Genomic DNA, 25356 nt, shown 5'->3' on the forward strand with positions numbered 1-25356 from the left:
TGTGTCGTCAGGCATACACCACCAGCATGTCGGCATCAATCTCTCCGTCAGGGAAGAAGCATGCAAATTCCTGACGCTGATCCGCTTCCGAAGCCAGGGGCGGCTCCAGATTAAGGCACTTCTCCTGCTTGGCAGGGGGAAGCGCGGCGAAGACAGGGCAACGAGTCGCGAAGTTACAGCCTTTGGGAGCATCCAACGGGCTCGGAAGGTCTCCCTGAAGGATGATGCGTTCCCGCGTTCGCTCAAGGCGGGGATCCGGCACGGGGATCGCGGACAGCAGCGCCCTGGTGTAGGGGTGGCGGGGGTTATCGAACACGTCATCGACATGTCCGGTTTCCACGATCTTGCCCAGGTACATGACCGCTACACGGTCGGAAATGTGACGAACCACGGAGAGGTCGTGGGCCACCATCAAGTAGCTCAGCCCGAGTTCGGCGCGGAGCTGGTCCAGGAGGTTGATGACTCCTGCCTGGACGGAGACGTCCAAGGCGGAAACGGGTTCGTCCAGCACTACGAGCTTGGGGTTGACGGCAAGCGCCCGGGCGATGCCGATGCGTTGCCGCTGGCCGCCGGAGAACTGGTTGGGGAAGCGGTTGACGTGGTCAGGCTGAAGCCCCACCAGCCGCATAAGCTCCATGATGCGCTTCCGGATGGCCGCCTTGGGCATGCCAAGGTTCTCCAGCGGCTCGGCCAGAACCTCGTACACCGTGAACCGCGGGTCCAGGGCACCCGTTGGGTCCTGGAAGACCATCTGCATTTCCTTGCGCATGGCCAGCTTTGTCTTGTTGTCCGTGGCAGCTTTGTTGCTGACCCCGCCGATCACCACTTCACCCACCTGGTCCGGGTGGAATTCCATGATTTCCAGCAGGGTGGTGGTCTTGCCGCAACCGGACTCGCCCACGATCGACAGGCACTCGCCCTCGCGGATGTCGAAGCTCAGCCCGTCCACGGCCTTGACCGTGCCGATCCTCCGCTTGATGAGGGCCCCCTTGAGGAGCGGGAAGTGCTTCTTGACGTCCTTGAGTTCCAGGACCTTCTGGCGCTCGAGGCGGGTGACGCCGTCGAACTTTGACACCGGCTGGGGCGGCGCGTGGAAGATCTCGTGCGCGTCAGCGTCGCCGGACAGTTTGTCCGACTTGATGCATGCGGCGTGATGACCGGCGACGGCGGAGCCGTCCGGAGCGGTAACCGGCCACAGTGTGGGCTCACCATCGAGGCACTCCTGGCTGGCCAACGGGCACCGCGGCGCAAAGGAGCAGCCGGTCACGGGCAGGGTGAGGTTGGGCGGCGTTCCCTCGATCGGAACCAGCGACTGCTTGGTGGACGTATCCACCCGGGGAACCGCTCCCAACAGTCCCAGCGTGTACGGCATGCGGGGGCTGTAATAGATGTCCTCCACAGTCCCGGTTTCCACAGGCTTGCCCGCGTACATGACCATGATGTCGTCGGCCATGCCCGCCACGACGCCGAGGTCGTGCGTAATCATGACTACCGCAGCACCGGTTTCCTCCTGCGCCGTGTGCAGGACTTCCAGCACCTGCGCCTGGATGGTGACGTCCAACGCCGTCGTGGGTTCATCGGCGATCAGCACCCGCGGATCGTTGGCGATCGCAATGGCGATCATGACGCGCTGGCGCATGCCGCCGGAAAATTCGTGCGGGAAGGCTTTGAGCCGGTCCTTCGGGCTCGGGATGCCAACCATCCGCAAAAGTTCGACGGCGCGGGCTTCTTTGGCTTGTTTGCTCATGGTGGGGTTGTGCACCGTGAGCGCCTCCGTGATCTGGTTTCCGATGGTGTACACGGGGGTCAGGGAGGACAGCGGGTCCTGGAACACCATCGCGATATCGTTGCCGCGGTGCTTGCACATGGCTTTGTCGCTGAGGCCCAGGAGTTCCTTGCCTTTGAAGCGCACCGAGCCGGTGATGTCTGCGGTTTCCGGGAGCAGGCCCATGATGGCCATGGACGTGACGGACTTGCCGGAACCGGATTCACCGACGATGCCCAGGGTTTTTCCGGGCATGAGGTCGAAATCGACGCCGCGGACAGCGTGGACCACGCCGTTTTCGGAGTTGAAACGGACGTTGAGGTCGCGGACGCTCAGGACGGCGTCGCCCGGGGCGTAGAGCCCGGCGTCGCGGAGTCGCTCGGCTGGTGCCGGGGAGCTGGCCGACTGGGAGATGTTGGTACTCATTTGCTGGTCTTCTTTGCGGTCTTTGACTTTGCGCGGCCAATGGAACTGGAGCTGGGGTCGAAGGCGTCACGGAGGCCGTCGTTCATCATGGCCAGTGAGCCGGTCAGGAGGAACATGACAATCAGCGGAACCCAGAACATCCACGGGAACGAGGACACCTGGCCGGTGGCCTGGCCGATCAGGACACCCAGGCTCACGTCGGGGAGCTTGATGCCTATACCGATGAAGGAGAATGCCACCTCGGCCAGGACCGCGCCGGTGATGCCGCGCGTGAAGTCGAGGACCAGCAAGGAACCGATGTTCGGTACGAGGTGCCGCCACACGATCCTGCGGGACGGGACGCCCATGTACTTTGCGGCTTTGACGTAGTCGCGCTGCATGAGGGACATGGACAGCGAGCGCACCAGGCGGGCCGTGCCCATCCAGCTGAAGAACAGCAGCACGATGATCAGCAGAAGCCAGCTGGGCAGGTCCTTGAGTCCCCCGCCGCCGCTGGTTGCCACGGCCACCACCAGGATGGCCGGCATCATGATGAGGGCCTCGAGGATGAACAGCATGGTGGCATCCACCTTGCCGCCGAAGAACGCCATGGTGCAGCCGTACACGGCGGAGATGAGGACCGAAATGCCACCCACGATCAGGCCGATGAAGATCGAAATGCGGGTGCCCTCGACGATCAGCGAGAAGAGGTCGATCCCGGCCTGCGTGGTGCCAAAGAAATGCTCCGGGGACGGTCCCATGCCGATGTTGAGGGGGTCGATGGTGTCTTTGTCCCACGGCGTCAGGAAGCCGCCGAAGAGGGAGAAGAGAAACAGCGCCAGGAAGATGATGAGTCCGGCGACGGCGGTCTTGTTGCGCATGAAGCGCCGGAAGATGATGCGGGATTTCCCGATCACGACGTCCTGGTCCGAGACACGTGACTCGTCGATTTCGGCGATGGGATCGATGATGTTGGTCATTACTGGACCCTCACTCGCGGATCAACCAGCGTGGTGGCGAAGTCGGCCAGGATGGCACCGATGGCGAAGATCACCGAACCATAGGCCAGCGTGGCTGTGGCGACGTTGACGTCCTGGAGCCCGATTGCCTGGATGCTCCACAGCCCGATGCCGGGCCAGGCGAAAATCGCTTCGGCGAAGAAGCCGCCCGTGAAGATCGCTGGAATGGTGAAGGCTATGCTCTGCGCAACGGGGATGAAGGAGACCCTGAGTGCGTGGCGCCGGATGGCCTGGTTGCGCGTCAGGCCCTTGGCGCGGGCTGTGCGGACGAAGTCCGCGTTCACGTTGTCCAGGAGGTATTGCCGTTGGGCGATCTGGTAGCCCGCCCAACCGAAGATGGTCATCGCGAAGGTGGGCACGGCGTAGTGGGCCACAAGGTCGACGAAAGCCGGCCAGCCCGGGTCGATTCCCGGCGTCGAAATTCCGGTGACGAAGAAGATCCGTTCGCCGACCGTCTCATTGATGCTGATGGCGCCCAACTGAACCAGGAAGTAGGCGATGGGGGCGGGAAGGATGTGGACCAGGTAGCTGTAGGACGTGATGACACGGTCCTGGTACTTGTACTGGCGCGCAGCTGAGTACACGCCCAAGGCCACGCCGATGATCAGGGTCAGGATGATCGAGGCGATGAACAGCCGCGTTGAGACCATCACGCGGTCGGCGAATTCGGCGTTGACGTACGCGCCGTTGGGGCTGCGGCCCCAGTCCCAACGGGTGATGATCCCGCCGAGCCATTCGACGTACCGCTCCCAGGCGTTCTTTTCAGGATCCAGTCCGAGTCCCCGGAAGGACGCTGCCACCTGTTCCGGTGTTGGCCGGGGAATCTTTTCCTGCTCCAGCAATGCCGGTTTGAGGGATGTTACGGCCAGGAAGTAGCCCGCACTGGTGGTCAGGAAGATCATGATCAGGTAGATGCCCGATCGCTTTGCAAGGTATTTCAGCATGTCGGGCGGCTGCCCTCGATCTTGGCAAAGCTCAATGGTCGTCCTTCCGCGGTTCCCGGCTGTGGCCGGTGTCAGCAACGAATTGGCGCAGGGGAACTTGTACCCCCAAACCCCTTCAGTGATCACCGGCCTGATATGGCATGGGTCACATTCAAGAGGAAACTACCACAATAACTGCTTCACGTTTTGCTTCAACGAGTCCAGTTTCACGCCTGCAGCCAGATTGTTATGTGCAGACTGCGTCATATTTACGACGCCGGAGCTACTTAGGCGCGCAGGTCACCGCCGCAACAACCGGGCAAGCTAGCGGACGCTGCCCAACAGCCTGCCGACGAGGTCGCGCCAGGAATCAGTAAGCCGGGTGGGTGAGACGCCGTGCACCCGGACGTCGTTCACGATCCGTTCGGGGTCCAGTGCGGAAATCAGCGTCATCGCCATCACCCAAGGATCCGCGATGCCGGCTTCGCGCAGCAGGACCTCGATATGTCGATGCGCCAGAAGCGTGGCCGGCACCTCAAAACGGTTCCGCGTAGAAGCGCCCGCCGCCTTCCACAGGTCGCCGTACTCCAGGACGAAGTAGATCCGGCCTTCCCCGAAGGCCACCAACCGGTCCGCTGGAGGCGCACCGGGGCCCAGGGGCGGCGGCCCAAACATGAAGCCACGCTGGAACTCGGATTCGGAGTCGCTCAGCAGTGTCATCATCAGCCCCGCACGGCTGCCGAAACGCCGGAACACGGTCCCCTTGCCCACCTTGGCCTTGCAGGCCAGCGCATCCATGGTGAGTGCTTCTGCGCCGAACTCCTCCACCAGCTCCCGGGCAGCACATAGCAGCCGCTCACGGTTCCGGGCAGCATCACTGCGCTCGTGCGGCGGCCCGAAGGGCACTTCCGGCTGGAGTGGGATCGAGCTCACAAGAAATATTCTAGACCCGGGAATAGAAAGCGGACCGCAGTCCGTTTAGTATCGGTGAAGGCCCCAACTTCCAAAGGAGACATCATGTCCAGCAGCACCGTCCTCACCCTCGTCGGCAGCCTCCGCGCCGATTCCCACAACAAGAAGCTGGCTGAAGCCATCCAGCTCAACGCCCCTGAAGGCGTCGAAGTCCAGATCCACGAGTCCCTGGGCAACATCCCGTTCTACAACGAGGACATCGACGTGGAGGGCCAGATCCCCGCCGAGGCCGCAGCCCTCCGCGACGCCGCTTCCAAGGCAGACACCATCCTCCTGGTCACCCCCGAGCACAACGGCACCGTGCCCGCCTCCCTGAAGAACGCCATCGACTGGCTGTCCCGCCCCTTCGGCGCCGGCGCCCTGGCAGGCAAGCCGACCGCCGTCGTCGGAACCGCTTTTGGCCAGTACGGCGGAGTCTGGGCGCAGGACGAAGCCCGCAAGGCCGTTGGCATTGCCGGCGCCAAGGTCCTGGAGGACGTCAAGCTGGCCGTTCCCGGTTCCATGGTCCGCTTCGCTGAACTGCACCCGAAGGACGACGCAGAGGTCGTTGAGCAGATCAAGGGCATCTTCGAGCCCCTGACGGCCGTTCAGGAAGAAGCCGCAGCCTAGCCGTTGCACCCCCAGCGCCCCCGTTCCGCTTGCTTGCCCCTTGCGGACCGGGGGCGCTGCCGTGTCCGCTCGCGGCGTGACCAAGTCTTGTCCTAACCGTCACCGAAGCGGCATGTTCCTGCCGCCGGCATCGGCCTAACGTTGAACTACGGGTGGACGGACAGGAGCGTGGGGCTGTCATGCGTGCCGGGCGGGGATCGGAAAGTACGACGGCGATCGCGGCTGCCTGCCTCATGGTGGCTTTGTGGGTGGCTGGCTGCACGGCCCCCGAAGGTTCGAGGAGCCCGGCCGCTTCCAGTACTCCGGCCTCCGCAGCAGTGGCTACGCCATCCGGCGCGTCGGGCGCAGCCCCATCCAGCGACGCTTCCGTTGATGACGGTCCGGTGTTGCCTCCCACTGCTGCCGGTGGATCTCCCACCACCGCGCCCCCAGCACCCGGAAGCCCGTCCACTGATACACCTGCGACGGGTTCGGGCTCTTCAGGTTCTGCCGGATCATCCGGTTCCGCGGGTTCGTCCGAGCCCACAGTTCCGTCCGGGTCGACCAGCCCGCCCGGGGCGGCCAGCCCGCCGGCGCCGGGTACCGGCGTCGTGCCTTCACCGAAGCCAACCGCCACAGCACTTTCGCCGTCGGATGCTGCGGCAGCCGCCAGGGCTGCGGCCCTGCCACCCGACGCAATCGACCTGGGACCGGCTGTCTACTACGTGGCGGTGGACGACGGCGGCGCCCGGGGCGTCCGGTTCGGTTGCAATGACAGCCTCGTGCCTGTGCGCGGCGCGGCGATTCCCGGCGACCCCCTGACCGTAGCCCTCAGCCGCCTGCTGGACGCCGGCATGCCCGTGGACAGCGATGCCGGACTCTACGACTCCCTGGCCGGATCGTCGCTGCGTTTCCTCTCCGGCTACGTCAGCGGGTCAACGGTAGTGGTCAATCTTGGCGGCTCGCTGCAACCCGGCGGGGTGTGCGACATTCCGCGGATCGAAGCCCAACTGACGCACACCGTGGTGTCGGCGAGCGGCGCGTCCAGGGCAGAGATCTACATCAACGGCCGGACGCTGGCGGATGTGCTTGGTGTGGGGTGAGGTCCGCCTCCGCGTGATCAGGCAGTTGGCCTGGAAAATATCGACCTCCGGGCCTGTGGATAAACCCGCTCCACCCGAGGCCATGCGCCCGCCCATCACATAGGCTAAGCGCCATGACCTTCGCTCAACCGGTGACGCTTTCCGGTATCCACGTGACCCTTGAGCCCCTTGCTGAAGAACATCTGGACGGCTTGTGCGCAGCAGTCGAGGACGGCCGGATGTGGACCACCTGGTTCACCCGGATTCCAGCGCCGGACCAAATGCTCTCCGAGATCCACACAAGGCTTCGCCTTCAGGCGGAGGGAACCATGGTGCCATGGACCACTCGTCGGAATGACACCGGAGAGATCTGCGGAATGACCACCTTCTGCAACATCCGGGCCAACAACAGAAGGTTGGAAATTGGTTCAACGTGGCTGGCCAAGAGCGCACAGAGGACCGGTATCAACACCGAGGCCAAGCTTCTGCAGCTCGCGTACGCATTTGAAACCCTGGACTGCATAGCCGTCGAATTCCGGACGCACTGGCACAACCACGTTTCACGCGCGGCTGTAGCCCGCCTGGGAGCCAAGCAGGACGGCATACTCCGTAATCACGATCTGTGGCGCGACGGGACAATGCGGGATCTGGTTGTCTTTTCCATCATCGAGAGCGAATGGCCAACAGTCAGGCTTGCGCTCCAGGAGAAACTCACTGCGGGTCGTCGAATTGCGGTCCCGGACCAACCCAGCTGACCCGCTGGACGGCCGCTGTCCGCCTCCGTGTGATCAGGCAGTGGCGATCGCCAGAACACGGCGCAATGCCCAGGCGATACGAAGGACAGCAAAAGCAGACGCGAAAGCCATGACGAAAACCACTGCTTCCGGAATCCACAGGCCGGTGGCGTGGTCACCTTCCAGAACCACGGTGGCGAGGGCGGCAACCAGAAGAAGCCCCAACCCGGGAATGGCGAACAGAAAGACCTCGCCTATCTGCCGGCGATGCGTGGCGGTCAGCCTTTCCAGCGGAAGTTCCTGCTGTCCGGGAGCGGCTTTCTTGCCCAGAACGTTGATCAGCATGGACACGCTCGTGAGGGTCAGGCCCGCAGTAGCACCTGCCAGCGTGGCGAGCGTCTGGAAGAGGGTGCGCCGGGCGTCCGTACCGACGTTCTCCAGCATCAAAGGACGCTGTGCAAGCACCGCCAGGCCCAACCACACCAGGACCAGCAGAAGCGCCCAGACATAGTCCGCTTTGGGATGCAACAGGAACCACCGCCAGAGTGTTCGGCGGCGGCCGCTGCGTTGGATATCAACCTCGTACAAGCTCATGACCCGCACCACCTTGTTTTCCCGCAGAATCAGCTCCGACGGAGACCGGCGTTCCGGGCTGCTCCTCCCGCGCCGCCTGTTCCTCCCGCGCCGCCAGCTCCCGCGCCGCCAGCTCCCGGGCAGCGGCCATTCCGCCGGCTACCAGGTCCGGGACGAGCCCCGGTTCCGCCGAGCCCCTGACCTCCGGGAGCGTCCTGGCCAAGAAGGCCTCGTTGTCCTTGGCCTGACGATTGAGGATGGCGATGGCCTGGGCAGTGGACTTGGCGGGATCGTTGAGGACATCGGACTCGACCTCCACGTGCGAAACAAACCGCTCCTTGAGGAGATCAACGATTTCACGGTCTCCATTGACGGAGTCCCTGCCCTCGGCAACCACGTAATCGAAGTGCTCCACGGAGCCGGACCTGCGGAACAGGTCGATCAGCCGCTGGATCCGTTCCCGGATGCGTTGCTTGTCCTCCGTGGTGCCTGAGCGGCCCACACTGAGGGAAAGCCGGAAGGTCCCTTCCGTCATTAGGCGTGATGCGCTGTCGAGGACATCGGCCCACTCACCCTCCATCAGCTTCCCCGTCAGCCGCTCGGCGGGCAGGGCGAACTCGAAGCGGCTCACCTCGAGCCGGGCCAGGATCTCCTCCACATCCTCCCTGACCACCGGAAGCAAGCCGAAGTCCAGTCCCAGCATTCCGTCCAGGTATTCAGCGAGCCGCGGTGGCCTGGGGCCGTTGCCGCTGGTCAGCACCGCCATGACATTGCGCTTCAGGAAGGCGAAGTACGTGGTTTCCAGCAGGTGGTCCCCCGGCGCCAATGGCAAGGGTTTCCGCCTGCCCAGGGCATCACCGACGCTGGGCAGGTTGGAATACCGGACCCGGTCCAGCACAAGCACCGGAGCCGGAGACATGGCTGCAGTCTGGGCCAGCAGGACCGTTCCGTCAGCGCAGGTGAAGTGCCTGTCCGTTCCGGCCTGCCGGGCGTTCGCCAGGACCTCTGCCACACGGCGGGCAGGAAACGGCCGGGTGAGGGGGAAGCCGTTGAGCTGGTCGATGCGCCAGAACTGGACGCTGCGCCTGGCCATACTGCCACCCCTTCCTTGCCCTGTTCCACCGCCTTCCCGCGCCTGCGGGACTCCGGCCTGCGGGCCTTCTGCCTGATTGATCCCAAGCTATCGGCGGGGTCCGACATTAAAGCCAGGTGCCGCCGTCGTACTTTGCGTGGCGGCAGTTACAGCGAGTACTTGGGACCGTGCGCGAACAAGGCGTCCATCTCGTCGTGGCTGCGTGTTCCGGCAAGGCCGGACCAGTTGCCGTCCCCCAGAATCTCGTGGGCCACCTTCGCGACCTTGGCGTAAGCAGCCTTCGCCGTGTTGCCGCCGATACTGACCCTGCGGACTCCGGCGTCGTGCAGTTCCAGGGGCGACGGCGCCCCCACTCCCGCCAGGGCGTTCACGGGAGCCTGGATATGGCTGCACAGCTCGTGGAGGACGTGCAGGTCCACGACGCCGGGGACGAAAATGCCGCTGGCACCAGCGGTGAGGTACGACCCTGCGCGGAGCAGCGTCTCCTCGTAGGCTGTTTCGGGGTAGTGGCCGGAGAGGTATGTGTCCGTCCTGGCATTGATGAAGAGTGGGACGCCGCGTTCGTCGGCCGTGGCCCGGATCAGGGCGATGCGGCGTGATTGTTCGGCCATGTCCGTCAGTGGCTCCTCGGCGGAGTCCTCAATGTTGATTCCCACGGCCCCGGCGTCCAGGACCGCATGGACCGTTGCCCGCAGTTCGTCGTCGGTACGGCCGTAACCGGTCTCGATGTCCGCGGTAACCGGGAGCTTGGTGGCACCGACGATCCGGCCCAACGCAGCCATGGCCAAACCCCAGGGAACATGGTCTCCGTCCCGGAAGCCCAGGCTCCAGGAAACCGCCGAGCTTGAGGTCGCGATCGCCGTCGCCCCCGCCTCCTGGACCACTCGCGCGGAGGCCGCGTCCCAAACATTCACGAGCACCAGCGGCGTGGGCCCCGCGTCGTGGAGCTTGGTGAACAGTTCGGCTTTGGCTGCTAATGCTCTGTGCGGTGTCATAGGTACATTCCAGCCCGTGGCGCCATCGGCGTAAAGTCACCAATGTCTGGAAACAGATGTTGCCTTATTGGCAACCAGCGGGGGTATCCTGTCACTGTGACCCACGAAACACTGGATGCCGGCACCACGCTGCCCGCTGAAGCCATCGACGCCATCGAACGTGCCGCCACAGCCGCGCACCCGCATGAAGAACTGTTTTCAGCGCGGGCCGCCAACATCAAACAATCCGCGGTACGCGATGTCTTTGACATCTCCATGCAGCCCGGACTCGTGTCCCTTGCCGGCGGAAATCCCTACCTGCAGTCTCTGCCTCTGGAGAAGCTGGGACAGACTGCCGCCCGGATCATCTCCGAAGAAGGCATGACCGCGCTTCAGTACGGCGGCGGACAGGGCACCGAGGAGTTGCGCCGGCAGATCTGCCGGATCATGGCCGCCGAAGGCATCAACGACGCGACGCCGGAGAACATCGTGGTCACGGCCGGTTCGCAGTCAGCACAGGATGTCGCCACCAAAGTCTTCTGCAACCCGGGAGACGTCGTCCTGGTGGAAAACCCCACTTACGTGGGTGCCTTGAACACGTTCGAGGCCTACCAGGTGGAGGTGGAGCCAATCGACATGGACGACGACGGTCTGGTACCTGAGGTCCTTGAGGCCAGGATCGCGGAGCTCCAGGCAGCAGGCAAAAGCATCAAGTTCCTTTACACGATCCCTAATTTCAACAACCCGTCAGGCATCACGCTGGCGCAGGAACGCCGGCAGAAGATCGTCGATATATGCCGCGCTGCGAATATTCTGGTCCTCGAAGACAATCCCTACGGGCTGTTGCGGTTCGACGGCCACCCCATCGCCCCCATGCGCGCTGCCAACCCTGACGACGTCATCTACCTTGGCTCCTTCTCCAAGATTTTCGCACCGGGCCTGAGGATTGGTTGGGCGCTGGTTCCCGCACATCTGCAGCGCCGGTTCTACCTGGCCTCCGAATCGGTGACGCTGTGTCCGCCGCCGTTGAACCAGATGCTCATCTCGGCATACCTTCGCGACTACGACTGGCAAGGCCAGATCGAAACCTACCGCGGACTGTACGCAGAACGGTGCCGGGCGTTGCTGAAGGCCCTCGACGAATACATGCCCGACGGGGTCACCTGGACCCGGCCCGACGGGGGCTTCTTCGTGTGGGTCACTCTCCCGCAGGGAGTGGACACCTACCCGCTGCTGGGCAAAGCCATCGACGACGGCGTGGTCTTCATCCCCGGGGCGGCGTTCACGCCCGCGGACGGCCCGTCCAACAAGCTCAGGCTGGCCTTCAGCGCCGTGCCTCCGGATACGATTGCCGAAGGCGTCCGCCGCCTGGCCCCTGTTTTGGCAGAGGCCATCCAAGCCACCACCAAAGGAGCAGCATCATGACCGACGTCGTGATCGTAGGAGTAGACGGCAGCGAAACGGCACTCAGGGCTGCGAGGGCCGCGCAGCAACTGGCCATCGGACTTGGCGCCACCTTGCGCGTGGTCAGCGCCTTCGACAGCAACCGGACCGAAGTCGTGGAAATCGGCACGGACAAATGGATCGTCTCCGATGCAGCGGAGGCTGAGGCCGTGGCAAAGGCTGTCGCCGAACAGCTGACCGACGAGCGCCTGAACGTCACCTTCTCTGCCGCACGCGGAAAGCCCGGTGAGGCGTTGGTCAAGGAAGCGGAGATGCTGGACGCGAAACTCATTGTGGTGGGAAACCGCCGCATGCAGGGTCTGGGCAGGGTCCTTGGCAGCGTCGCCAATACCGTGGCCCATACTGCTCCTTGCGACGTGTACATCGCCAAGACCGATCAGCCGTAAAGCGAGCTGAATCACGCAGCCGGGTGGGGAGACTCACCCGGCTTTTTGCGTCTTCAGAGCATGTGGAGAAACTGAACCGTTATAAAATTGAGATGCCCCCAACGGCGTGAGCCACTTCCACCCACCTAAACTTCCAGGGGATCTTTCTTGCTTACTCTGCAGCCGCGCCAGCGCGTCGGACACGACATCCTGCTTGCCCGCCACGGCAACAACATCAGCACCATGCGTTTGGATCGCGGCAACGACCGCGTGATCGCATTGCTGGATGACGGCTCCTGGGACAGCGCCCCCAACACGATCTCCCCCAGCCTGGAAATGCCCGAAACCATGGGCAGCATCTTCCGCAAGGACTGGCGTTTCCTCTCCGTAGCCTTGGTGGGCATGCTCACCGTGGCTGCCGTGGCCATGGGCATCAGCGTGGAGATGGCAAACCACATGTCCACGTCGGAACTCCAGGCGCTGCTGGTCGACTACCCGGCCTTCTAGGCGGGCTGGCAGCCGCAGCCTGGCTTTCCAGTAGCCCGCACGATCACACCATCCAGCCGCGCAGCAGCCACCACAGCCCGGCGATGACGCCCCCGCCGAACAGCGATCCCGCGATGACCTGCCCCAGGGTATGGGCCCGCAACACCACGCGGGACCAGCCAACGGCCGGGATGAGCAGCAGCACCGGGCTCCACGCCGGTCCGAACATCAGGACCACAATGACGGCAGCGGCGGAGATGGCAGACCCGTGACCGCTCATCTTCCAAAAGGCACTGACGACTGCCAGGACCGCTATTCCGCCGATCAAGGCAATGATCATGACCGATACACTGGCGGGTCCGTGCAGCCACTGGAGCACGGCCAGTCCGGCCAGAACAGAGACCAGGGACAAGAGGAGCAACGGCGTCCGTTGGCGCCTGTCGCTGACATGGTGGTCAGTGATCCGACCCAGCTTGACCAGCACCAGCACATAACCCAAGGGCAGCACGCAGGTAAAGAAGGCAGCCAACGCCCCGAACCAGGCAGTTCCCGGGAAACCCGGCTCGATGGCGGGGCTGATCAGCAGCAGCAGCGTCACCACCACCGGAGGCTGGAAAACCTCCGTCAGCCCGCGGGCGAAGGTGCGCCACGGCCCGGTGAGAAGCTGTGGTGTGGCCAGGGGCCGGGGTGACGTCTGCGGATCAATCAAGCAACAGCGCCGGTTCTTCGAGAATCGCGGCGACATCCGCCATGAAGCGGGCTGACAGGTCCCCGTCCACTACCCGGTGGTCAAAGGAGCCGCCCAGCGTGGTGATCCACCGCGGAATGACCTCTCCGTCCAGGACCCAGGGCTTCTGCTTGATGGTGCCAAACGCAATGATGGCCACCTCGCCCGGGTTGATGATCGGCGTCCCGGTGTCGATGCCCAGGGCACCGATGTTGGTGATGGTCAGGCTCCCGCCCTGCATCTCCGCCGGCTGGGTTTTGCCGGCCCTGGCCTTGGTAGCCAGCTCATTCAGGGCAAGTGCAAGCTCTTTGAGCGAGAGGTCCTGCGCGTCCTTGATGTTGGGAACCATGAGCCCGCGCGGGGTAGCGGCCGCTATCCCAAGGTTCATGAAGTGCTTGATCTGGATCTCTGCGCCACCCTTGCCGTCCGCGTCCTCTACCCAGGTTGCGTTGACGCTGGGGTTGCGGGCGGCCGCCCAAATCACGGCTTTGGCCAGAATGAGCAGCGGGGAGACCTTGATGCCTTCGAAATCACGGGAGGCCTTGAGGCGCTTGACGAACTCCATGGTGCGGCTGGCATCGACGTCCACGAAGATGCTCACGTGCGGTGCAGTGAACGCCGAATCGACCATGGCTTTGGCCGTCGCCTTCCGCACGCCCTTGACCGGCACACGCTCGATCCGTTGCTCCTGCGGCTTCTTGGAAGCTCCCCAGAAGGTGTCTGCCTTGTCCAGTTCGGCGTCGCGCTGCGCCTGGTAGCTGACCAGGTCCTCGCGGGTCACTTCCCCACGTTCACCGGTAGCCACGACGTCTGCCAGGTCGATTCCCAGGTCCCGGGCAAACTTGCGTACCGGGGGCTTGGCCAGGACCTTGTTGACCAGCCCGCTGATGGTGCCGCTGATGGCAGCGCCCCTGAAGGCGGGGGGAACGGGAGCGGTTACCGTGGCGGCACCTTCCGGGGCCGTCGCACCGGCGGGGGTCGCAGCGGCCGGGGCCGCAGGACGGACGACGGCGGGAGTTCCGTGCGGTCGGTGAGGCGCCGGCGTCCGGGCTGCTTCGGCTTCGAGGACAGCCTGGTTGTCCTGGACTGTCCCTTCAGCGTTTTCGTCGACATGAACCGGGGCGACCGGCGACGCAACCGGACGTTTGCGCGGGCGGCGCTTCACGGCGTCGGCCTTTGGACCGGAGCCCACCAAGGGTCCGCCGGCGAGGGCATCCCCTGAGTCGGCGGGAAGCTTGCCGTAGGTCGGCGCCGCGGAATTGTCAGCGGACAAAGTGCCGTGGATCGGCGTGAAGCTTTTCTCGGAGTCGGCAGCTGGCGCCTGCTGGGCCGTGTTGTCCGGGGCGACCCCCGGGGACTCACCTGGCTGGTTATCGGAGACCGCCACGATGGGCGTGCCCACTTCCACAGTGATGCCTTCGTCAACCAGCAACTCGGTTACCGTGCCCGCAAACGGAGAAGGCAGCTCGACGAGGGACTTGGCCGTCTCAATCTCGCACAGGACATCATTGATCGCGACCGTGTCGCCGGGCTTGACCTTCCAAGCCACGACCTCGGCTTCGGTCAGGCCTTCGCCAACGTCCGGAAGGTGGAATTTCTTTACAGTCACAGTGGTCCTCGGTTTCCGTGCGCCCTGCAGTAGCGGGCTGGATCAGGGCGGGTTAGTAGGCCAGGGAGCGGTCGAGGGCTTCGAGGATCTTGTCGATGTCCGGCAAGTAATCTTCCTCGACCTTCGCCACGGGGTATGGCATGTGGAAGCCACCGACGCGGATCACCGGGGCTTCCAGGTGCAGGAAGGCCCTCTCACCGATACGGGCAGCGATCTCGCCGCCGATACCACCGAACGTGGGAGCCTCATGGGCGACGATCAGCCGTCCGGTCTTTTTGACGGAGGCTTCCACGGTGTCGAAGTCCAGCGGCGAAATCGAACGGAGGTCAATGACCTCGATGCTTCGTCCGTCTTCAGCGGCGGCGTTGGCCGCAGCCAGTGCGACGGGAACCAGCGGGCCGTAAGCCACGATGGTCGCATCTGTCCCCTGACGGATCACGTGGGCCTTGAAAGGATCTTCGGAGAGTCCCGCGTTCTCCACATCCACCTCACCCTTGAGCCAGTACCTGCGCTTGGGTTCGAAGAAGATCACCGGGTCCGTGCACTCGACGGCTTTCTGGATCATCCAGTAGGCATCGTGGGCATTGGACGGGGAAATGATACGGAGGCCGGCCGTGTGGGCGAACAATGCTTCCGGCGACTCCGAGTGGTGCTCCACGGAACCGATGCCGCCGCCGTACGGGATACGGATGACCACGGGTACCGTCAGTTGGCCGTGGCTGCGGGCATGGATCTTGGCGAGCTGTGTGGTGATTTGGTTGAACGACGGGAACACGAATCCGTCGAACTGGATCTCGCAGACGGGCGAGTAGCCCCGCAAGGCCAGGCCAATGGCGGTACCGACAATGCCGGACTCAGCCAGGGGGCTGTCCACCACGCGGTCTTCGCCGAACTCCTTGATGAGGCCGTCAGTAACCCGGTAAACACCTCCAAGGTGGCCGATGTCCTCACCCATGAGCAGCGACTTGGGGTTGTTCTTCAGTGATGCGCGAAGGCCCTCATTGATGGCCTTGGCTATGGTCATGGTTGCCATCAGTTGGATGCCTCCTCTTCGCCTTCAAATCCTGCGGAATATTCCTCGAACCACTCCAGTTCTTCGGCGATCAGGGGGTGCTGCTCGGCGTAGACATTGGCAAATGCGTCCCGGATGTCCGGCACTTCGAGGCCATGCGTGGTTTCGCGGACGTACTTCGCGAGCTCGTCGCCGTCCACCTTGACCTGCTCGAAGAACGCCTCGTCCGCGAGGCCCTCGGACCGGAGGTACTTCTCAAGGCGATCCAGGGGGTCCTTTGCACGCCATGCGGCTTCCTCGGCCGATTCGCGGTACTTGGTGGGGTCGTCGGCGGTGGTATGCGCACCGAGCCGGTAAGTGTAAGCCTCGATGAGGACCGGGCCCCGACCCTCGCGGGCATGCTCCAGCGCCCACTCGGTAACGGCGTGGACGGCGATGACATCGTTGCCGTCCACCCGGATTCCGGGGAAACCGTAGCCTTTGGCACGATTGGCCAGCGGCACCTTCGTCTGTACTTCAGTGGGCACAGAGATGGCCCAGTGGTTGTTCTGGCAGAAGAACACCACCGGGGCGTCGTAGGAGGCTGCGAAGACCATGGACTCATGGACATCGCCCTCCGAACTGGCGCCGTCACCGAAGTAGGCGATGACAGCCGCCTTGGGATCGGTGGAGTCCCGGGCCATTTTCTGGTCACGCTGGATCCCCATGGCGTACCCGACCGCGTGGAGTGTCTGGGCCGCAAGCACCAGCGTGTACAGGTGGAAGTTGTTCTGGCGGGGATCCCATCCGCCGTTGGAGATGCCCCGGAACTGGCGCAGCAGTTCCGCGAGGTCCACGTTCCGTACCAACGCGACGCCGTGCTCTCGGTAGGTGGGGAAGATGTAGTCCTGCGCCTGGCTCGCGTGCCCGGAACCAATCTGTGCGGCTTCCTGGCCGGTCAGGGGTACCCAGAGCGCCAGCTCACCCTGCCGCTGCAGGGCAGTGGCTTCCTGGTCGAAGCGACGGATCCGCGCCATGTCAGCGTAGAAGGTCCGCAGCTTCTCAGGGTCGATCCGCTTGGCGTAGTCGGAGAACACGGGGTCGCTGCCCAGCGTCCCGTCGGGGCCGAGCAACTGGACCATCTCCACGGATTCCCCGGACGCAGCTACCGCTGCTGAGGTAGCCGCCAGGGTGTCATCGGCCCCAGGGGGCAGTTGTGTCGAGCCCATTCCGTCTCCTTGCTTGCCGCGGCGGATGCCGTGCAATGTCTGTCGCTGGGATATATGCCCATTCAGGAATGCATTCCTGAATGGGCATATACATTGGCTTTCGGTCCTTACTTTATCCGTAGTAAGTACCGTAGGCGCATTTGTTAACCGCTAGGAACCCGCGGGTGCCTTTGTATAACCCGCACATAACTTGACGAACCGGGTGTTGGCTTCGACCTCGCCGATGCTGACCCGGACACCCTCATTCCCGAAGGCCCTCACTGACAAGGCCTGTTCCGCCGCGAGGGCCGCGAATTCGCCACTGTTCTCGCCCAGATTCAACCAGACGAAGTTCCCTTGCGCCTCCGGCACGAACCATCCGAGGCCTCGCAGGCCCGCAGTCACACGGTCCCGCTCGTCAACCAGGCTTTGTACCCTTTCGACAACTTGATCGAAATTCTCCAGAGACGTAATTGCGGCGCGTTCCGCGATTTGGGAAACAGCAAAAGGTGTGGCGGTTACCCGAAGGTGCTGGGTGAGCAACGGGCCCGAAACACTGTAGCCGACCCGGAGTCCGGCCAAACCGTGGGCCTTGGAGAAGGTCCTGAGCACCACCACGTTAGGGTATTTGCGGTAAAGCTTGATGCCGTCCACGGCAGCTTGGTCACGAACGAATTCCTGGTAGGCCTCGTCGATCACCACCACGACGTTGGGCGGCACCGACTGGATGAAACGTTCTGTTTCCTCTGCAGTGAGGATGGGGCCGGTGGGGTTGTTCGGCGTGCACAGGAGGATGACCTTGGTACGCACCGTCACTGAAGCGGCCATGGCCTCCAGGTCATGGCGCCCGTCCGGGAGCAGTGGGACCTGCACACTCGCGGCCCCTGCAAGTCCGACGCAGATCGGATAGGCCTCGAAGGAACGCCAGGCATAAATCACCTCGTCCTGCTTGCCGTCGTCATTCTGCCCGGCGAATGTTGCGAGGATTTGGTTAAGCGCGCCCAGGCTTCCGGCACCGGTGACGACATCGTCAGCGGGAACATCCAGGAATTCTGCCAGAGCAGTGCGCAGCTTGGTGGCCAGGGGGTCGGGGTAGCGGTTGATGTCCGACTGGTCGGCGATGGCCTGCAACACTGCAGGAATCGGCGGCAGGGGGTTTTCATTCGACGACAGTTTGTAGCTGGTGAGGCCCTCAATTGCTGCCGGAGGTTTGCCGGCAGCATACTTGGGGAGCCTGTCCACGACCGGCCGAGGGAGTACGCCCTCCGGTGCGTTGTCAGTAGTAGTCATGGGTTCAAGACTACTTGCCCGCATCGGGTTGTTCCCGGGCTGTTTAACAGGTCCATATGACAGCATTGGCCCATGGGTTCATTCATCATTCGCGTCCTCATCAACGGTCTGGCCCTGTGGGTTGCCAGTTGGCTGCTGGATGGACTGGAGATCACAACGTCCGCCACGGAGCAGGTAGCTGCCAATGCCGGCCTGACGGAAAGCGCTGACACCGCAGGCATTGTGCTGGCATACCTCTTCATCGGCTTGATTTTTGGTGTGGTCAACGCTTTCGTCCGCCCATTGGTGAAGTTCCTGTCCCTTCCCGTGACGATTCTGACACTGGGTCTTTTCACGATCGTCATCAATGCCGGAATGCTGTACCTGACGGCATGGTTGAGCAGTTTCACCCCGGTGCATCTGACTATCGACTCATTCTTCTGGACTGCCATTCTTGCCTCGATCATCGTCAGCATCATCAGCTTGGTGGCCGGGCTGATCCCGGGTGCCCGCAAACGCTGATAACTTCCTCGCCCGGGGGTAGTGTCCGTGGGTGGAGTGGATGCCGAGCCCGCGCGATAGCAACACAGGCAAACTCCCGAGGCGAAGAAAGGAATCCCGCGCCGGGGGAACGACCGCTGCCGAGCAGGGACTCACCTGGTTCATCGTTCACCGATGGCCGGCTTGGAATCCGGCAGGTGCGGATCGCGCAGCGCCGCCCGGGGATCCCGCAATGGTTCCCGCTCCAGCTTGAAGCGCGTCACCTTGGCGGCACCCCCGGATCCGACAGCGGCAGTGAAGGCAGCGTTGGACGCCGCGAGCGACGGGTCGTGGCTGGCAGCGATCAATTCGGCACCTTCAGCATAGTTTTCAAGGTCATGACCTGGCCCCAACCCCGGGTCCTCCCCCTTGGGTGTCTGCACAGGATTCGTCAGCGTGACCGTCACCCTGTCCTTGGTATCCGCGGGGATACGCCCATCGCTGCCTGGCACCCAGTCCTGGACATGCTCCAGGTGCATGCTGCTGATTCCTTGCCCCGGCGTGATGCCTCCTGTCGGGGCTCCCGCAGTCAGTACATACTTGAGGTCGAACTCGCTGAGGAAGGCCTTGTTCTGGCTGAGGTTCATCGCATGTGCTCCACCCTGGCTATGGCCCACTGCCACCACTGGATCACCGGCTTCAGCCCCTGCATGCCGCAGGGCCTGGGCAACAGCGGGAACTACCTGCTCGGAGTCGTAACCGAGAGCTTCTCCAATGCCGGCAATATCGAACGGGTTGCTGCTGGGTGAATCGGGCTGCGTGCCTGGAATGAGGACCATCCAGGCTGCAGTTCCATTGTTATCGAACTGAATGACCTCGATTTCACCGTCACCCCGGGCGTGCAGGGATTGAAGCCGGCGCATGCTCGCAGCCATGGACGGGTCCACCAGCTCCACCGATTCGCCCAAGCTTTCAGCGTGCACCGGGCGCGGTTGGACTCCCTTCATGAACGGCGAACCCACGAGACTCCGCAAGATATCCCCGGCACCCATGCCGGACGGAAGAGCACTTCCTATGACGTTCTCCGTCATGTCCCGGCTCAGGGTCCGGGCCGTCACGGACAGCCCGAACTGTTCCGGGCCGAAATCCCCCAGGGCTGCGTTGCGGGCCTCGGCACGCTCGTAGTCGCGATGTCCCTGCCTTACACCCTCGGCTACAGCTTCCAGTTCCCGGCGGACGCGGCCGGCTTCCTTGCCGCTCTCGGCTACCGCATTGATAGCGTCACACCCCGTTGCATAAGACTCATAAAGGGACCCGGCCAGTTCGTCCTGGACGCGACGAGCTTCGTCCTCTACGCCTTTGAGCTGCTGGACCAGGTCATCCAGCTGGGCTACGCCACGCAACAGTTCCTCGAACTGGAAGGAAATCCCGCCGAGCCCTCCGCGGATCGTCAAGGAACCATCTGGAAGGGGCGGAGAGGGAAGGGGCGGGGAGCCGGCCCCCACCGGTGCCGAATCAGCCATTACTCACCCTTTGCCCCGAGACAGCTACATTCTGCGAGTGCCGGAGGATCAATCCTGCAGCCGTGTCCAGGGACTCCCTGGTGCGCATCACCGCCGAAGCGTGCACTGCAATGGTGGTCCGGTACGCGCGCCCGGCCGGGGACTGCCAACTTTCCAATTGCGTCCGCCGCAGGGTTGCAAGCACTTGGTCCGTCTGATCCACGCAGCGCTTGATGCGCCAGGCCAGTCGTTGGACTTCGTGGCTGCGGGACGCGCACTCAAGGGGGTCGAAGGTGGGCGGGTTGGCTGCGGGCATCAAGCCGACGCTCATGTCTGTGTACTCCGTGGTTTGTTATTCGGATCGGTGAGTTCGACGGTACGGAGCCGCGGAGCGGGGTGGAAGCGAGCGCGTCATGTATGTGGAAAACGCGGAGGGGTTTCCACATACGGCTTGTCACCGACTCAGGGCCTCGCTTGGAACATGAAAGAATAGGCACCATGGCTGAATCCCCCCGCGTTTCCCTCGCTTCTGAACCTCTCGCCCTTGGCGCCCTCGACGGCCGCTACCGTGCCGCCGTCGCGCCCCTCGTCGACTACTTGTCCGAGGCTGCCCTTAACCGCGATCGTGTTCATGTCGAGGTCGAGTGGCTGATCCACCTGACCAGCCACTCAGTGCTTCCGGGCGCCGGTCCCCTCACCGACGACCAAGTCGCCAAACTGCGCGCCATCGTCACAGGCTTCGACGCCGCTTCCGTCAATGAGCTCGCCGAGATCGAGGCCGTCACCGTCCACGACGTCAAGGCCGTGGAGTACTACATCGGGCGTCGGCTGCCGGCCATCGGCATCGAAAACCTGACGGCCATGGTCCACTTCGGTTGCACGTCCGAGGACATCAACAACCTTTCCTACGCAGTCGGCATCAAGGGCGCGGTGGAGGACGTGTGGCTTCCCAATGCCACCGCATTGGTCCAGCAGATCCAGGCGATGGCCGAGGCCAACCGTTCCGTCCCCATGCTGTCCCGCACCCACGGCCAGCCCGCTACGCCCACCACGCTCGGCAAGGAACTGGCGGTCATCGCGCACCGCCTGAACCGCCAGCTGGTCCGCATCGCCAAGACCGAGTACCTCGGCAAGATCAACGGCGCCACCGGAACCTACGCCGCCCACGTGGCATCGGTACCCGGCGCGGATTGGGAGTCCGTGGCCAAGTCCTTCGTGGAGGGACTCGGACTTACCTGGAACCCGCTCACCACCCAGATCGAAAGCCACGACTGGCAGGCGGAGCTCTACGCGGACATCGCCCGTTTCAACCGCATCCTGCACAACGTCTGCACGGACATCTGGAGCTACATCTCGATTGGCTACTTCCGGCAGATCCCTGTGGCCGGCGCTACCGGTTCGTCCACCATGCCTCACAAGGTCAACCCCATCCGCTTCGAGAACGCCGAAGCCAACCTCGAAATCTCCAACGGCCTCCTGGACACGCTCGCCGCCACTCTGGTTACTTCCCGTTGGCAGCGCGACCTCACGGACTCTTCATCACAGCGCAACATCGGCGTGGCTTTCGGGCACTCCCTGCTGGCCATCTCGAACGTCGCCAAGGGCCTGAAGGCTCTGGACGTTGCCGAGGACGTCCTGGCCGGCGACCTGGACACCAACTGGGAGGTTCTGGGTGAAGCCATCCAAATGGTGATGCGGGCAGAGGCCATTGCCGGAGTGGAAGGCATGGAGAACCCCTACGAACGCCTGAAGGACCTCACCCGCGGACAGCGCGTAGACGCCGCGCGTATGCAGGAATTCGTCCAAGGCCTGGGTCTGTCCCCCGAAGCTGAAGCACGCCTCCTGGCACTCACCCCCGGGAAGTACACGGGCATTGCGGAAAAGCTCGTAGACCACCTTCAGTAATTTCAGAGCTGCAGCACAAACGCACACGGCGGCGGGCGGGGCAAACCCAGCCCGCCGTCGTTGTCCGACCACGGAGCCGCGCCACAGCCCCGCCACACGGTCCGCCGTCGTTGTCTATCAACCCAGCCGCGCCACACAGCCGCGCCACACGGCCCGCCGTCGTTGTCTGTCAATCCAGCCGCGCCACCAAGCCGCGCTACCCAGCCGCGCCACCAAGCCGCGCTAGCCATCCGCACCACACAGCCGCGCCACCAAGCCGCGCTAGCCATCCGCACCACACAGCCGCGCCACAGCCCCGCGCCCCGGAGCCAACACCCGCCCGTCTCCACCGCGTCATTGCTGCCCAGGGCTGCGCTCTGGCGAAGATTCCCAGTCGCTGCGTCTAGGCTGGACCAAGGAACCAAAGAACCAAGGAACCGCCCTAAAGCCAGGCGCGGTTTCTGGAAACACGTCAGCTACCAGAGAAGGAGCGGAGCGTTTATGAGGCTCCTGTTGATCAGGCATGGACAAACACCGGGCAACGTCGCGGGCCAACTGGATACGGCATTCCCCGGCCCCGGACTGACGGAGCTCGGTGAGCGCCAGGCTGACGCCCTCCCCCGCGCGTTGGCCGGAGAAACCATCGAGGCTCTGTACGCGTCCACGCTGGTGCGGACCCAGCGCACGGCCCTACCGCTGGCAAGGGCCACCGGGCTGGAACCGGTCATCCTGGATGGTGTCCACGAGATCGAAGCCGGAACTCTTGAGAAGAAGACCGACCACGAATCACACCTCCGCTACATGCACACCGTGTTCTCGTGGACCGCAGGCGACCTTGAAGCCCGGATGCCGGGCGGGTTCACCGGCCATGACTTCTTTGCCCGGTTCGATGCCTCGGTGGAAAAGGTAGCTGCCGCCGGACATGCAACTGCGGCAATAGTGAGCCATGGTGCCGCTATCCGGTGCTGGGCCGGGCTGCGCGCAACGGACATCGGCACCGGTTTCGCGGAATCACACATGCTGCCCAACACGGGCGTTGTTGCCCTGGAAGGCGATCCTGCCTCCGGCTGGCACGTAGTGCACTGGGACCAGGTTCCCGTGGGTGGCCCGGCCCTTGCAGACCGCACGGCCGAGGATCCGACGGGCGACGCCCTGTAGGTGTGGGCCTTAGGCCCTGCAGACATGCAGCAGACACGGCAGTAGCCAGCATTTCTCCGGACGCTTACGAGCAGGAAACACCACGGTAACCGCCGTTTCCTAGGCTTAAGAGGCATAAACACCTCAGCGGTACGGAAGCGAAACGAGGCATTGATGCAGACCAACCCACGGCTCAATATCCGGCAGGTCACCTGGGCGAACCCGGTTGGCGCAGATCTTCGGGCCGCACAGCAGGCGGAACTGGACTCGCGTTTCGGCACCACCGACCACGAACCCGGTCCGCCGCCGTCTGAAGCGGACACGGCAGTGTTCGTCGTGGCCTACGAAAAGTGCTCGGGACAACCTCTGGGGTGCGGTGGACTGAGGATGCTCGACGAGAACACCGCAGAGGTCAAGCGCCTCTATGTGGTCCCCTACGCCCGCGGGTCGGGAGTGGCCAGCTCCATCCTGGCTGCACTCGAGGCGCAGGCTCATTCACGGGGATTCAGCGTGATTGCGGCAGAAGCCGGGTCGGCCCAGTCCGACGGCCGGAGTTTCTACGTCAGCGCCGGGTTCTCCGAGATTCCCAACTTTGGCCCTTACGTTGGCGCCAGCGGCTCGTACTGCTACTCCAAGCGCATCGACTCGCACAGTGCTTCGCATACCGCCATGGCTTAGGCGGCACGGGGGACGGTTCGATAATCTCGGATCATGGAAAAAGCAGACATCACCTTCCGCACCCGCAAATGGGTGCGGCCCGAAGACCTCAACGCCAACGGCACGCTCTTCGGTGGCAGCCTGCTGAAGTGGATTGACGAGGAAGCCGCGATCTACGCCATCCTGCAGTTGGGCAATGGCCGCGCCGTGACCAAGTACATCTCCGAAATCAACTTTGTGAGCTCGGCTGTGCAAGGCGACTTGATCGAGATGGGCCTGACCGCCAAGAAGTTCGGGCGCACCTCGCTCACCATGCGGGCCGAAGTCCGCAACATGATCACACGCCAAAGCATCCTCACGATTGAGGAGATCGTGTTCGTGAACCTGGGCCCCGACGGGCGCCCGCAGCCCCACGGCTACACAGAAATTACGTATGACCGGGACCGCATCCCCACCCACCACCTGACCAAAACCCGCGACGACGACTAAACCACCCGCCGTCGTGGGTTTCCGGCAACTGCAGCACTGCAATCATGCTTAAACGGGTGCCGGCGGCCGCGGAAACCGCGGCCGCCGGCCTATGTTTTCCGGCAGCGGGAGTGAGTGCCGCCGGAACCTGTGGGGCTGAACCGGAAGGGCGTCAGCGCCGGTCGAACGTCAGTCCGCCGGGAACCTGGAAGGTCGGCATCAGTTCGAGCATGCCCACGTTGACGTGGCGCGGGGTTTCAATGGCGTAATCGAGGGCGTTGACGATGTCATCAGTGGTGAGGGACTCGTAGCCTTCGTAGTAGGTCTTCCACGCTTCTTCCATGGCTTCCGGCGTGCCGCCCATGTTACGGCCGAAGATCTCAGTCTCCACGCGGCCGGGGCAGATTTCGGTAACGCGGATCCGCTTGCCCACGGTGTCGTTGCGCAACTGGCGGGAGATCTGGTGCACGGCGGCCTTGGTGGCGTGGTAGACCGTGTGCCCGTAGAAGTTGTACACGCCGGCGATCGAGCTGATGTTGATGACGTGCCCGAGGTCGCGTTCCACCATGCCAGGCAGCACCAGGCGCGTCAGCTGCAGCAGGCCGCGGAGGTTCACGTCCACCAGTTCGTCGATGTCCTGCTCCGAAGAGTCCAGGATGTTGCCTGGCCGCGAGACACCGGCACAGTTCACCAGGACGTCCACCTTGAGGTCACCCACGACGCCGGCCAGTGCGGCCGTGTCGGTCAGGTCCACCACGTGCGGGACTGCTCCGGTGCGGTCGGCCAGTTCGGCCAGGCGCTCGCCGTTGCGGGCCACGGCGTGGACGGTCAACCCGCGCTTGGCGAGGCGTTCGGCGATGGCCGCTCCCATACCGGTGGAAGCTCCGGTGACCAGGGCGGTGGTGTAGTCAGAAAAGGACATTGGTTCTCCAAAAGTGGGAGGGGCGGGCGCCATCGATGACGGCGCCCGCCGGATGGTTA

26 protein-coding genes are annotated in these 25356 nt (G+C 63.7%); 11 read left to right on the forward strand and 15 right to left on the reverse strand.

Going from position 1 to position 25356, the window contains the following annotated elements; genetic code table 11:
* Positions 1-7: 7 nt before the first annotated feature.
* From ACUYMZ_RS19610 to ACUYMZ_RS19625, 4 genes are all read right to left on the reverse strand, one after another.
* Positions 8-2191: a dipeptide ABC transporter ATP-binding protein gene (locus ACUYMZ_RS19610; RefSeq protein ID WP_481605451.1), complete on the reverse strand. Its 2184-nt coding sequence runs from the start codon at positions 2189-2191 to the stop codon at positions 8-10.
* Positions 2188-3150, reverse strand: coding sequence for an ABC transporter permease (locus ACUYMZ_RS19615; protein ID WP_442423088.1), 963 nt, complete (start codon positions 3148-3150; stop codon positions 2188-2190). The genes ACUYMZ_RS19610 and ACUYMZ_RS19615 overlap by 4 nt, the downstream gene beginning before the upstream one ends.
* Complete coding sequence (locus tag ACUYMZ_RS19620; protein WP_426004673.1) at positions 3150-4133, reverse strand: ABC transporter permease; 984 nt, start codon at positions 4131-4133, stop codon at positions 3150-3152. The genes ACUYMZ_RS19615 and ACUYMZ_RS19620 overlap by 1 nt, the downstream gene beginning before the upstream one ends.
* A gap of 303 nt (positions 4134-4436) precedes the next feature.
* Positions 4437-5045 carry a TetR/AcrR family transcriptional regulator gene (locus tag ACUYMZ_RS19625; RefSeq protein ID WP_481605453.1) on the reverse strand — a complete coding sequence of 203 codons (609 nt, stop codon included), beginning with the start codon at positions 5043-5045 and terminating at the stop codon, positions 4437-4439.
* A gap of 84 nt (positions 5046-5129) precedes the next feature.
* Between ACUYMZ_RS19625 and ACUYMZ_RS19630 the strand changes: the two genes are divergently transcribed.
* The 3 genes from ACUYMZ_RS19630 to ACUYMZ_RS19640 all read left to right on the forward strand — a co-directional run bounded on the left by ACUYMZ_RS19630 (position 5130) and on the right by ACUYMZ_RS19640 (position 7509).
* Positions 5130-5693, forward strand: coding sequence for an NAD(P)H-dependent oxidoreductase (locus ACUYMZ_RS19630; RefSeq protein ID WP_426004675.1), 564 nt, complete (start codon positions 5130-5132; stop codon positions 5691-5693).
* Between the two features lie 179 nt (positions 5694-5872).
* Positions 5873-6775, forward strand: coding sequence for a GerMN domain-containing protein (locus ACUYMZ_RS19635; protein WP_481605455.1), 903 nt, complete (start codon positions 5873-5875; stop codon positions 6773-6775).
* 113 nt (positions 6776-6888) lie between these two features.
* On the forward strand, positions 6889-7509 hold the full coding sequence (locus ACUYMZ_RS19640; RefSeq protein ID WP_481605457.1) for a GNAT family N-acetyltransferase: 621 nt from the start codon (positions 6889-6891) through the stop codon (positions 7507-7509).
* 33 nt (positions 7510-7542) lie between these two features.
* On the opposite strand, the gene ACUYMZ_RS19645 is transcribed toward ACUYMZ_RS19640, so the two are convergent.
* From ACUYMZ_RS19645 to ACUYMZ_RS19655, 3 genes are all read right to left on the reverse strand, one after another.
* Positions 7543-8082 carry a hypothetical protein gene (locus tag ACUYMZ_RS19645; protein ID WP_481605459.1) on the reverse strand — a complete coding sequence of 180 codons (540 nt, stop codon included), beginning with the start codon at positions 8080-8082 and terminating at the stop codon, positions 7543-7545.
* Positions 8063-9154, reverse strand: coding sequence for a hypothetical protein (locus tag ACUYMZ_RS19650; protein WP_481605461.1), 1092 nt, complete (start codon positions 9152-9154; stop codon positions 8063-8065). Before ACUYMZ_RS19650 ends, ACUYMZ_RS19645 begins: the two co-directional genes overlap by 20 nt.
* A 146-nt stretch (positions 9155-9300) precedes the next feature.
* Positions 9301-10149, reverse strand: a complete 849-nt coding sequence (locus ACUYMZ_RS19655) for an isocitrate lyase/PEP mutase family protein (RefSeq protein ID WP_481605463.1) — start codon at positions 10147-10149, stop codon at positions 9301-9303.
* A gap of 96 nt (positions 10150-10245) precedes the next feature.
* Between ACUYMZ_RS19655 and ACUYMZ_RS19660 the strand changes: the two genes are divergently transcribed.
* From ACUYMZ_RS19660 to ACUYMZ_RS19670, 3 genes are all read left to right on the forward strand, one after another.
* Positions 10246-11553 (forward strand): aminotransferase-like domain-containing protein, encoded by a 1308-nt coding sequence (locus tag ACUYMZ_RS19660; RefSeq protein WP_481605465.1) that lies wholly within the window; start codon positions 10246-10248, stop codon positions 11551-11553.
* Positions 11550-11978 (forward strand): universal stress protein, encoded by a 429-nt coding sequence (locus tag ACUYMZ_RS19665; protein WP_426004684.1) that lies wholly within the window; start codon positions 11550-11552, stop codon positions 11976-11978. Before ACUYMZ_RS19660 ends, ACUYMZ_RS19665 begins: the two co-directional genes overlap by 4 nt.
* A 147-nt stretch (positions 11979-12125) precedes the next feature.
* The gene (locus ACUYMZ_RS19670; RefSeq protein WP_481605467.1) at positions 12126-12464 is read left to right on the forward strand and encodes a hypothetical protein; all 339 of its coding nucleotides are present in this window, start codon (positions 12126-12128) and stop codon (positions 12462-12464) included.
* Positions 12465-12507: 43 nt separating this feature from the next.
* Here the strand turns inward: ACUYMZ_RS19670 and ACUYMZ_RS19675 are convergent, their stop codons facing one another.
* The 5 genes from ACUYMZ_RS19675 to ACUYMZ_RS19695 form a co-directional block, all read right to left on the reverse strand.
* A complete protein-coding gene (locus ACUYMZ_RS19675; protein ID WP_481605936.1) occupies positions 12508-13122 on the reverse strand; it encodes a phosphatase PAP2 family protein in 615 nt (204 codons plus the stop codon).
* A gap of 22 nt (positions 13123-13144) precedes the next feature.
* Positions 13145-14779 carry a dihydrolipoamide acetyltransferase family protein gene (locus ACUYMZ_RS19680; protein WP_481605469.1) on the reverse strand — a complete coding sequence of 545 codons (1635 nt, stop codon included), beginning with the start codon at positions 14777-14779 and terminating at the stop codon, positions 13145-13147.
* 52 nt (positions 14780-14831) lie between these two features.
* Positions 14832-15812 (reverse strand): alpha-ketoacid dehydrogenase subunit beta, encoded by a 981-nt coding sequence (locus ACUYMZ_RS19685; protein WP_426004687.1) that lies wholly within the window; start codon positions 15810-15812, stop codon positions 14832-14834.
* Complete coding sequence (gene pdhA / locus ACUYMZ_RS19690) at positions 15812-16999, reverse strand: pyruvate dehydrogenase (acetyl-transferring) E1 component subunit alpha (RefSeq protein ID WP_481605471.1); 1188 nt, start codon at positions 16997-16999, stop codon at positions 15812-15814. The genes ACUYMZ_RS19685 and pdhA overlap by 1 nt, the downstream gene beginning before the upstream one ends.
* A 150-nt stretch (positions 17000-17149) precedes the next feature.
* The gene (locus tag ACUYMZ_RS19695) at positions 17150-18268 is read right to left on the reverse strand and encodes a histidinol-phosphate transaminase (RefSeq protein WP_481605473.1); all 1119 of its coding nucleotides are present in this window, start codon (positions 18266-18268) and stop codon (positions 17150-17152) included.
* A gap of 72 nt (positions 18269-18340) precedes the next feature.
* On the opposite strand from ACUYMZ_RS19695, the gene ACUYMZ_RS19700 reads away from it, so the two are divergent.
* Complete coding sequence (locus ACUYMZ_RS19700; protein WP_481605475.1) at positions 18341-18769, forward strand: phage holin family protein; 429 nt, start codon at positions 18341-18343, stop codon at positions 18767-18769.
* A gap of 140 nt (positions 18770-18909) precedes the next feature.
* Here ACUYMZ_RS19700 and ACUYMZ_RS19705 read toward each other — a convergent pair whose 3' ends face one another.
* Both ACUYMZ_RS19705 and ACUYMZ_RS19710 read right to left on the reverse strand, forming a co-directional pair.
* On the reverse strand, positions 18910-20250 hold the full coding sequence (locus tag ACUYMZ_RS19705; RefSeq protein WP_481605477.1) for a WXG100 family type VII secretion target: 1341 nt from the start codon (positions 20248-20250) through the stop codon (positions 18910-18912).
* Entirely contained in the window at positions 20243-20560 is a 318-nt protein-coding gene (locus ACUYMZ_RS19710) for a hypothetical protein (RefSeq protein WP_481605479.1), read from the reverse strand. The genes ACUYMZ_RS19705 and ACUYMZ_RS19710 overlap by 8 nt, the downstream gene beginning before the upstream one ends.
* 167 nt (positions 20561-20727) lie before the next feature.
* Between ACUYMZ_RS19710 and purB the strand changes: the two genes are divergently transcribed.
* The 4 genes from purB (at position 20728) to ACUYMZ_RS19730 (ending at position 24396) form a co-directional block, all read left to right on the forward strand.
* The gene (gene purB / locus ACUYMZ_RS19715) at positions 20728-22134 is read left to right on the forward strand and encodes an adenylosuccinate lyase (protein ID WP_442423094.1); all 1407 of its coding nucleotides are present in this window, start codon (positions 20728-20730) and stop codon (positions 22132-22134) included.
* Positions 22135-22614: 480 nt separating this feature from the next.
* Positions 22615-23271, forward strand: a complete 657-nt coding sequence (locus tag ACUYMZ_RS19720) for a histidine phosphatase family protein (protein ID WP_481605481.1) — start codon at positions 22615-22617, stop codon at positions 23269-23271.
* Between the two features lie 153 nt (positions 23272-23424).
* Entirely contained in the window at positions 23425-23928 is a 504-nt protein-coding gene (locus ACUYMZ_RS19725) for a GNAT family N-acetyltransferase (protein ID WP_442423096.1), read from the forward strand.
* A 33-nt stretch (positions 23929-23961) separates the two neighbouring features.
* Entirely contained in the window at positions 23962-24396 is a 435-nt protein-coding gene (locus tag ACUYMZ_RS19730) for an acyl-CoA thioesterase (protein ID WP_426004703.1), read from the forward strand.
* A gap of 151 nt (positions 24397-24547) precedes the next feature.
* On the opposite strand, the gene ACUYMZ_RS19735 is transcribed toward ACUYMZ_RS19730, so the two are convergent.
* Positions 24548-25297: an SDR family oxidoreductase gene (locus tag ACUYMZ_RS19735; protein WP_426004704.1), complete on the reverse strand. Its 750-nt coding sequence runs from the start codon at positions 25295-25297 to the stop codon at positions 24548-24550.
* Positions 25298-25356 lie beyond the last annotated feature (59 nt).

It is taken from the genome of Arthrobacter sp. T572, assembly GCF_056780115.1.